General features: G+C 71.6%; 9 protein-coding genes and 1 pseudogene. 1 reads left to right on the forward strand and 9 read right to left on the reverse strand.

The window, feature by feature from the left end; genetic code table 11:
- Positions 1-156: 156 nt before the first annotated feature.
- The 6 genes and pseudogenes from OTB20_RS04820 to OTB20_RS04845 all read right to left on the reverse strand — a co-directional run bounded on the left by OTB20_RS04820 (position 157) and on the right by OTB20_RS04845 (position 4,728).
- Positions 157-1,419, reverse strand: coding sequence for a beta-ketoacyl-[acyl-carrier-protein] synthase family protein (locus tag OTB20_RS04820; RefSeq protein WP_267815343.1), 1,263 nt, complete (start codon positions 1,417-1,419; stop codon positions 157-159).
- Between the two features lie 177 nt (positions 1,420-1,596).
- Positions 1,597-2,646 carry a beta-ketoacyl-ACP synthase 3 gene (locus OTB20_RS04825; protein ID WP_267815344.1) on the reverse strand — a complete coding sequence of 350 codons (1,050 nt, stop codon included), beginning with the start codon at positions 2,644-2,646 and terminating at the stop codon, positions 1,597-1,599.
- A gap of 235 nt (positions 2,647-2,881) precedes the next feature.
- Positions 2,882-3,205, reverse strand: a complete 324-nt coding sequence (locus OTB20_RS04830) for a putative quinol monooxygenase (protein WP_267815345.1) — start codon at positions 3,203-3,205, stop codon at positions 2,882-2,884.
- Complete coding sequence (locus tag OTB20_RS04835) at positions 3,202-4,260, reverse strand: hypothetical protein (RefSeq protein WP_267815346.1); 1,059 nt, start codon at positions 4,258-4,260, stop codon at positions 3,202-3,204. Before OTB20_RS04835 ends, OTB20_RS04830 begins: the two co-directional genes overlap by 4 nt.
- Positions 4,261-4,393: 133 nt before the next feature.
- A pseudogene (locus OTB20_RS04840) lies at positions 4,394-4,555 on the reverse strand (TetR/AcrR family transcriptional regulator); the annotation flags it as partial.
- Positions 4,531-4,728: a hypothetical protein gene (locus tag OTB20_RS04845; protein ID WP_267815347.1), complete on the reverse strand. Its 198-nt coding sequence runs from the start codon at positions 4,726-4,728 to the stop codon at positions 4,531-4,533. The gene OTB20_RS04845 and the pseudogene OTB20_RS04840, both read right to left, overlap by 25 nt.
- 82 nt (positions 4,729-4,810) lie before the next feature.
- On the opposite strand from OTB20_RS04845, the gene OTB20_RS04850 reads away from it, so the two are divergent.
- Entirely contained in the window at positions 4,811-5,188 is a 378-nt protein-coding gene (locus tag OTB20_RS04850; RefSeq protein ID WP_324290335.1) for a hypothetical protein, read from the forward strand.
- Between the two features lie 80 nt (positions 5,189-5,268).
- Here the strand turns inward: OTB20_RS04850 and OTB20_RS04855 are convergent, their stop codons facing one another.
- From OTB20_RS04855 to OTB20_RS04865, 3 genes are all read right to left on the reverse strand, one after another.
- Positions 5,269-6,702 carry a GH1 family beta-glucosidase gene (locus tag OTB20_RS04855; protein WP_267815348.1) on the reverse strand — a complete coding sequence of 478 codons (1,434 nt, stop codon included), beginning with the start codon at positions 6,700-6,702 and terminating at the stop codon, positions 5,269-5,271.
- A 119-nt stretch (positions 6,703-6,821) separates the two neighbouring features.
- Positions 6,822-7,745: a carbohydrate ABC transporter permease gene (locus OTB20_RS04860; RefSeq protein ID WP_267815349.1), complete on the reverse strand. Its 924-nt coding sequence runs from the start codon at positions 7,743-7,745 to the stop codon at positions 6,822-6,824.
- Between the two features lie 4 nt (positions 7,746-7,749).
- Entirely contained in the window at positions 7,750-8,772 is a 1,023-nt protein-coding gene (locus tag OTB20_RS04865) for a carbohydrate ABC transporter permease (RefSeq protein ID WP_267815350.1), read from the reverse strand.
- Positions 8,773-8,947 lie beyond the last annotated feature (175 nt).

An 8,947-nucleotide genomic window follows, 5' to 3' on the forward strand; every position in this document is an offset into this window, starting at 1 on the left:
GTTCGGTTCTGCACGGGGGCAGACAAAATGCGGGGTCCGGGATGACGCTGTCCGGATCGTGTCCGTCCATCCGCGGCCGGCACGGCGGGAATCCGGCTGCGGACCCGTGGACTCCGCTCCGTCCACGGGGCGGTGACGGTCAGGGTGCGGTGGAGGTCAGGGGGCGGTAAGGACAAGGACCACGTTGTGGCCGCCGAAGCCGAAGGAGTGGCTGACGGCCACGGAGACCCGCTGCTCACGCACCGTGCCGGTCACGCAGTCGATGTCGAACGGCGAACCGGAACCACAACCGGAGTCGCCTGCCGCGAGGTTGGCGATCGGCGCCACCCGGGAGTCCCGGATGGCGAGCGCGGTGAGCGCGGCCTCCACGGCCCCGGAGGCGCCGAGGCTGTGGCCCAGTACCCCCTTGGGGGCGGTCACGCTGGGACCGTGCGGCAGTACGCGGGCGATGAGTTCGGCCTCGGTGCGGTCGTTGAGCGGAGTGGAGGTTCCGTGGGCGTTGACGTGGTCGACGTCCGCCGGGGACAGCCCGGCCTGCGCGAGCGCCGCCCGCAGGGCCGCCTCCGCGTACTCCCCGCCGGGGGACGGCGCCGTCGGATGGTGGGCGTCCGAGGTGAGGCCGGCTCCGGCGAGGTGCGCGTATCCGCGCCGCCCGCGGGCCGCCGCGTCCGCCGTCCGCTCCAGTACGAGGACTGCGGCCCCCTCGGCGATGACGAACCCGTCCCGGTCCGCCGCGAACGGCCTCGAGGCCGCTGCCGGCTGCTCCACCCGCCCGGACAGGGCTCCCATCCGGGCGAACCCGGTGGCGACCACCGGGGTCACGGCGGCCTCCGCACCACCGGCGAGGGCGATGTCGCAGGCGCCGGAGAGCAGGAGGTCGCGAGCCACGGCCAGGGCGGTGGCCCCGGAGGCGCAGGCCGTCTCGGTGGCAAGGGAGGGGCCGTGGGCGCCGAGGTCCGCCGACACCTCGCCGGCGGCCATGTTGGGGATGAACATCGGGATGAGTGAGGGCGAGACCAGGTCGGGTCCGCTCTGGTGGTGGCGGAGCGTCTGGGTCTCCAGATGGGCGGCCCCGGCCAGCCCCGAGCCGATCACCACGGCCACGCGCGCCCCGTCCCAGGAGGTGGGATCGAGTCCCGCGTCGGCCACGGCCTCGCGGGCCGCCAGCACCGCGAGCTGGGTGAAACGGCCCATCCGCCAGGCCTTGCCGCCGCCGATGCGGCCCTGCTCGGGGGTCATGGCGGGGATCCGGCAGGCGAAGTCGACCGGACAGTCCTTCAACTCCGGATCGGTGGCGGCCGTCGAGCGGGCCCGGAGCACTCCGGCCCAGGTGTCCTCGCGGCCGATCCCGGCCGGGGTGATCATCCCGAGGCCTGTGACGGCGACGGCGCGCGGGTGCGGGTGCGGGGAATTCTTCACAGGGCATCCTGTCCGGACCGCTCGGAGCGGAGTGTGGCCGCGAGTTCACTCTCGGGGGAGACCGTGAACTTCTCGGTGAGCACGGTGGCGACGACGGTCTGGACCGGGGCCATGGCGGTGCGTCCTTCCGGGACGGGTGGTGATCGGCGAGCGGGCAGCCGGGATCCGGAGCGGACCTCAGGGCGCCGATTCGATGGCGGGCACGGCGCGGTCGAGCCGCGGCCAGAGCACGGCCGCCGAGCCCCAGGTGAGCCCGGCACCGAAGGCGGTGAGCAACACCCTTTCCCCGGCGTGCAGTTCGCCGCGTGACGCGGCATCGGCCAGGGCGAGCGGGATCGACGCGGCGCCGGTGTTGCCGACCCGCTCGATATTGGCCACCCGGCGCGGTCCGGGGACGGGGACGCGTTCCCCGACGGCCTTCATGATGCGGGCGTTGGCCTGGTGGGCACAGAACCGGTCCACGTCCTCGGGCGCCCAGCCCGCGTGTTTCAGCACGGTCCGCGAGGACTCGGTCATCCGGGTCACCGCATGCTGGAACACCTCCCGCCCCCGCATGCGGAAGTGCCGGTCACCGGGGTCGTAGGCGTCCGGGGCCGACCGTTCCCGGGCGCCGCCGCCGCGCACTTCGATCAGCTCGTCGCCCGAGCCGTCGCTGCCGAGGTCGAAGGCGAGGATGCTCCCCGGTTCCCCGGACCGGCCCCGGCGCAGCACGACGGCGCCGGCTCCGTCGCCGAAGACGATGCCGGCCGAGTGGTCCTCGGGATCCAGGAGGGTCGAGTACACGTCGGCCGCCACGAGCAGGACCCGGTCCGCGCAACCGGACAGCAGGGCGCCGGCGGCCGCGGCGAGCCCGTACAGGAAACCGCTGCAGGCGGCGTTCACGTCCCAGGCCGCCGCGCCGCCCAGACCGAGACGGGTGGCCAGCTGCGGGGCCATGGCGGGCATGGGCCGGTCCGGGGTGGAGGTGGCCACGAGCACGGTGTCCACGGGAGCGCCGCCCGCCACGGCCAGGGCGCGGCGCCCGGCTTCGAGGGCGAGCTCGCCGGTGGACACCCCCGGACCGGCCCGGCGTCGCTCGCGGATCCCGGTGCGGCGGTGCACCCAGGCGTCGTCGATGCCCCAGGCCGGGGGGAGGTCGGCGTTGGCGACCACACGGGGCGGAATGTATCCGGCGATGCCTTCCAGCACTGCTGCGGGCTGGGCATGCCGGGCGGCCGAGGGTGTCAACTGGTCTTCTGGGCAGGGCGAGGGAGAAGTCACGCACGTCTCTCAGGAGGGATCTCGGGGGAGCGGCACGACTGTAGGGCGCGTCAAGATCGCTGCGGACGCGGAGGCAGGGGGGAACGGATGTGCTGGACAGCCGGGTCGACAGCGTCACCGCAGCTCAAGGGCGCGCGGGAAGAATCGCTACGGCCACTGGGCCGTCGGGGTGTCGCCCCAAAGGTTGAATTGGGTACGGCTGTCAGTCGACCTGGAGCTCACCCATCCGGCTCCAGCCGGTCGCGCCCTCGATGGTGGTGCTGACGATCTCCGGGGTCCGGGTGACAAGGGGGCGCATGGTCTCCAGGGCCGCACGGAAGTGCGCGGAGGTGACGTGCGCCTCCGCGGCGTCGTCCTGGAATGCCTCGACCAGGACGTAGGTGTCGGGCTCCTCCACACTGCGGGACCACTCGAACCACAGGTTGCCCGGTTCCGCGCGGGTGGCTCGGGTGAACTCCGCGACGAGCTCGGGCCACTGGCCGACGTACTCGGACTTGACGGGGAATTTGACCACGATGAAGATCATTCGAGCATTGTAGGCGGCGAGACCGGAGCGGGCGCGGGCTCCTGCGCGGGGAAGGCGGCCGCCACGAGCGTCGGCGCGAGGTCCTCCTTGCGCATCCGCTGGTCGACGTAGAGCAGGGCGATGACCAGTTGCGGGAAGCTGAACTGGAACAGCGAGCTGACGACGACGCCGACCAGCACGGTGACCGCGTAGACGGTGATTCCGAAGATCAGCGTGCCGATGTCCGAGAAGTCCCCGTCCGGCTCGGGCAGGCTCGGCAAGAGCGCGAACATGCCGACGAAGCCGAACGGCGTCTGGATGGCGTACCCCACGGCCATCGCCACGATGTACCCGAGAAGCGAAATGCCGAACACCCTCCACCAGCCGTCGCGGACGAGCCGGGAAGAGCGCCGCAGGGCCGCGACCGGGCCGAGCCCCTCGCACACCGCGGCGGCGGGCGCCAGGCTGAACCGGACCATGATCCAGACCGAGAAGGGTATGCACAGGAGCGAACCCAGGAGGAGCAGGAGGAAGACCGCCGGCGGGCCGGAACCGTCCAGGTCCGCGGAGACGACGATCAGCGGGACGCAGATCGCGTACAGCAGGAGCGCCGGCCCGCCCGCGATCAGCCCGGCGAGCATCACGGTGCCCAGCACCGACGGCAGCCGGGACCATCCGCGGCGCCACATCGCGCCCACGGTCGTGGCGCGGCCGAGCACCGCCTCCTGGACCAGCGCGGGGCACAGGGCGCTGAACATCGCGGCGCCCACCGTCGTCGCGAGGATCAGCACCACGCCGAGCGGTACGAAGGCCAGCAGCAGGGCCGCCACGTCCGAGCCCTCGGGACTTTCTCCCGGCGCGAGGTCGAATACGGCGGAGAACCGGGCGTACGCGGCCGCGACGGAGATCACGGCCGCGGCGGCCACGAGCAGGATTCCGATGCCCTGTACGGCAGCCATGACGCCGATCAGGGGCTTCCAGTACCGCCGGAGAGTCGCGAAGGCCCCGCCGAGCATCTCGCCCGTAGTGAGCGGGCGCAGGGGTATGACACCCGGCTGCGGCGCGGGCGGCGGCATCCAGCCACCTCCCCACTGCGGCGGCATGGGCTGTCCCGGGTGTTGTCCCCACCCCGTGTCGTGCGACATCGCTTTTCCCCCTCGAATGAAGGAACACGGTAACCCGTTCGCGAAAACCCCACGTCAAGGCCCCTCAGCCGGCGTCCCCGGCCAGGGGGACCACGAGCCCGATGCCCTCGGCCGACACCGCTACGGCATAGTCGAAGAACGCGGCTTCGTCCCGGACGCTGTCGTGGGTACGGCTGAAGACCTGGAACCCCAGGAGTCCGATCAGACTGCTCCACAGCACGCGTCCCGGTGTGGGAAGAGGGACTCCACGTCGAGGGCGGCAAGACCGCAGTCCCGTGCGGCGGAGTCCAGGGACAGCCCTGAGCCGCCCACCTTCACCAGATGCTGATGTGCGGTGTCCTTGGTCAGCTCTGACAGGGTCACGTCGCCGGATGTCGAGTTCGTTGCGTAATCGGCCATGACGAAACCGTGCCGGTCATCGACAACTGCCTTACGTGCGGCCTCCGTAGGGGTCGGGCAAGATCGCGCAGGCTTCCCGCGCGTGACCCCGGATCCGCTCCCCCCGATCACGGCTCGAGGGTCCAGGCCGGTCCAGTCCAACTTCCTCGACACGGTCGGCGACCTCCTCCAGCCGACCGTCGTCCTGCTGGGCCCCAGCACGGCCGTCTCCGCGACCGACATCCTGCTGCGCGGCTGCCGCTACGACGGCCTGGCGCTCACCGACGCGAGCCCCGGCAGCCCTTTCTGGTCCACCGGGGGCGTCAACTGGCCGGGCGTACTGGCTCTCACGGCGGGCACCGGGGCGGCCGCCCTCCGCGTGGGCACCTTGTACACCGGCCCGCTCGCCCGGGCCCTGGACGGAGTGGACCTCTCCCTGCCCGTCGGCATTACCGTGGCATCGGCCGTCTACGCGATCTGATGCGGCGATCCCTCCGAGGCCGGGCAGCCGCGCCGCCGGCCTGACCCCGGCGCAGGCCGGCCGGTGGTTCGCTCCCGCTCCTACGGGGCGTGCAGCTCACCCGTCCGCGCCACGGAGGCGTACCAGTACGCGCTCGACTTGGGCGTGCGCTTCAGGGTCTCGTAGTCGACGTGGACCGCACCGAACCGCTTGGCGTAGCCGTAGGACCACTCGAAATTGTCGAGCAGCGACCAGAGGAAGTAGCCGCGTACGTCCACCCCGTCGGTGATCGCCCGGTGCACCGAGTCGAGGTGGGCGTGGATGTAGGCGGCGCGGCGCGGGTCGTGCACCGTGCCGTCCGGACCGACCTCGTCCTCGTACGCCGCCCCGTTCTCGCTGACCACGAGCGGCAGGCCGGGGTACTGGGCCGCGATCCGGGTCAGCAGGTCGTACAGGGAGTCCGGGTCGACGGCCCAGCCCATCGCCGTACGGTCGCCCGGCGCCTGATGGAACGCCACGTCCTCGGCGCCCGGCCAGGGCGAGTACTCGCTGAGGCCGTGCCCGTCGTCCTGCGACCCCCGTACGCCGTTCCCTCCGTGCGAGACGACCGTCGGGGTGTAGTAGTTGACGGCGAGGAGGTCCAGGGGCTGGTGCGCCGTGGCGGTGTCGCCGTCCTTGACGAAGGACCAGTCGGTCAGGTGCGCGGTGTCCGCGAGCAGGTCCTCGGGGTAGGCCCCCTCCAGCATCGGGCCCAGCCAGATCCGGTTGCCGACGGCGTCGATGCGCCGGGCCGCCTCCCGGTCCTCGGCCGACGGGGTCAGCGGGCGCACCTCGTGGAGGTTGAGCGAGACCGCGAGCTGGCTGTCGCCGGGCAGCGCCGCCCGCAGGGCCTGGATGGCGAGGCCGTGGCCGACGTTGAGGTGGTGGGCCGCGCGCAGGGCGGCGACCGGGTCCGTCCGGCCAGGAGCGTGCACGCCGGAGCCGTAACCGAGGAAGGCGCTGCACCAGGGCTCGTTGAGCGTGATCCAGCGCTTCACCCGGTCCCCGAGGGCGTCGGCCACGAGGCCCGCGTACTCGGCGAAGCGCTCGGCGGTCGAGCGCTCCGGCCAGCCCCCGGCGTCCTCCAGGTCCTGTGGGAGGTCCCAGTGGTAGAGGGTGAGGGCGGGCTCGATGCCGGCGGCGAGCAGCTCGTCGACCAGCCGACGGTAGAAGTCGAGGCCCTTCTGCACGGCCGGTCCCCGGCCGGTCGGCTGGACGCGCGACCAGGACACGGAGAACCGGTAGGCGCCCAGGCCGAGTTCGGACATCAGTCGGACGTCCTCGGGGAAACGGTGGTAATGGTCCACCGCGACGTCACCGGTGTGGCCCTCGAAGACCTTGCCCGGGGTGTGCGCGAAGGTGTCCCAGATGGAGGGTGTCCGTCCGTCCTCTCGGGCGGCGCCCTCGATCTGGTACGCGGCGGTGGCCGTGCCCCACAGAAAGTCGGACGGGAAGGAACGGACGGCGTTGAGCGGCCGGGTCTCGGACGCGGTCATAGGAGGGGGCTCCCCACTCGGTTGCGGATGATTCGAATGATTCAGGTCAGACAGGTCAGGCAGGTAAGGCAGGTGAGGCGCGTAGAGCTGCGCGGGCCACGGAGCCGTCGGCCGGCCGGTCAGTTCTTGACGGCGCCGGCGGTGATACCGCCCACGATGTGCTTGCCGAGCACCGCGAAGACCAGGAGCAGCGGCAGTGTGGAGATGAGGGCGCCGGTCAGCACGACGGCCTGGTCGACGGTGTGGTTGCCCGCGCCGAGGCCGGCCAGCGCCACCTGCAGGGTCGGGTTCCCGTCGGGGGTCAGTGCGATGAACGGCCAGAAGAAGTCGTTCCAGGCCTGGACGAAGACCAGCATTCCGAGGACCGCCATCGCGGGGCGCGCTACCGGGAACACCACGTGCCAGACGATGCGCAGGCTGTGCGCGCCGTCCATCCTGGCCGCCTCCACCAGCTCCACCGGCAGTGCTTCGATGAGGTACTGGCGCATGAAGAACACGCCGAAGGCGGCGACCAGCGAGGGCAGGACGACCGACTGGAGCTGGTCGACCCAGCCGAGGTCGGTGATGATCTGATAGAGCGGGATCACGCTGAGCTGCGGTGGAATCGTCATGGTTGCCACGACCAGGCTCAGCAGGGCGCCCCGGCCCTTGAAGGGCAGCTTGGCGAAGGCGAAGCCGGCCAGGGTGGAGAACAGGACGGTGGACAGGGCCACGAGGCCGGCCACGACGGTCGTGTTGACCAGTGCCTCGCCCATGTCGACCTGGTTCCAGGCGAAGGAGATGTTGTCGAAGAGCCGGGGGCCGGGCAGCAGCGGGGCCGGGGCCTCGACCACGCGTTCGCCCGAGTGGGAGGCGGCGACGAGGTTCCAGTACAGCGGGAAGAGGGAGACCAGCGCGGCCAGCCCCAGCATGACGTAGGTCAGCGGTCCCGCGTGGTGCTGACGGCCCGCCGACGGGCGAAGCCGCCTCGAGCGGCGCGGAGCTGCGGAAGGGGTCGCCGCGGGGGTCGCCGGGGCGGGGGACTTGTCGAGTGTGCGGACCATGAGCTCAGCTCCCCGGCTTCTTGCGCTGGCGATGCGTGCGGGTGATCAGGGCCTGGACGCCCCCGATGAGCAGGAGGAGCAGCAGCATGACCCAGGCGATGGCGGAGGCCTGGCCCAGCGAGCCGGTCACCCACCCCTTCTCGTACATGAGCAGGCTCAGGGTCTGGAACTGGTTCCCACTGCCGCCGCTGATGCCGACGCTGCCGCCGAAGAGCATCGGCTCGCCGAAGAGCTGGGTGGCTCCGATGGTGGAGACGATGACGGTGAACAGGATCGTCGGCCGGATGGAGGGGATGGTGACGCTGAGGAACTGGCGCCACCGAGAGGCCCCGTCCAGCGCCGCGGCTTCGTAGAGGTCCTGCGGTACGGACTGCATCGCCGCCAGGTAGATGAGGGCGTTGTAGCCCGTCCAGCGCCAGGTCACGATCACCGAAATCGCTATCTGGGCCGGCCACTTGGAGGACTCCCAGGAGACCGGGTCGAAGCCGACCCACCCCAGGGCCGTGTTGATCAGGCCGTAGTCGGTGTTGAAGAGCTGGGCGAAGACGAGCGTCGCCGCCGCGATCGAGGTGGCGTACGGGGCGAGGACCGCCACGCGGAAGAAGCCCCGCCCGCGGAGCTGGTAGTTGAGCAGATGGGCCAGTCCGAGGGCCATCAGCAGCTGGGGAACGGTCGAGAGCACACCGATGGTGAAGGTGTTGGCGAGCGCGTTCCAGAAGAACTCGCTGGTCGCCAGCGAGCTGTAGTTCTCCAGCCCCTTCCACTGCGCGCTGCCGCCGAGCTCGACCCGGTGGAGCGAGAGCCAGCCCGTGTAGATCAGGGGGAAGAGCCCGAAGGCGGCGAAGGTGAGGAAGAAGGGGGTGACGAAGACGTAGGGGATCGCCTTCAGGTCCAGGCGGTAGAGCGTGCTGCGCAGGCCGTCCCGGCCGGAGGGGCGTCCGTGGGAGCCGGAGCCGGAGGATAGGTCGGTGGTGGAGGCGGAGGGCGGTGCGGAGCCGCCGCTCGTCGCCCGTACGGAGGTGGCCACGGGGGCGTCCTTCCAGATCGGTGCGTGCGGGTCGTACGGACGGTCGCGGGCCCCCCCCCGCCGGGGGGGGGGCGCCCACGACCGCGCTTGCGGTCCCACCGGGTTAGTCCGTGCAGGTGGAGGCGGCTGACCGGCAATGAGAGGACGAAGCCCGCGCCCAGCGGCCCAGCGCCTC

It is taken from the genome of Streptomyces sp. H27-H1 (assembly GCF_026627445.1).
Lineage (GTDB): Bacteria > Actinomycetota > Actinomycetes > Streptomycetales > Streptomycetaceae > Streptomyces.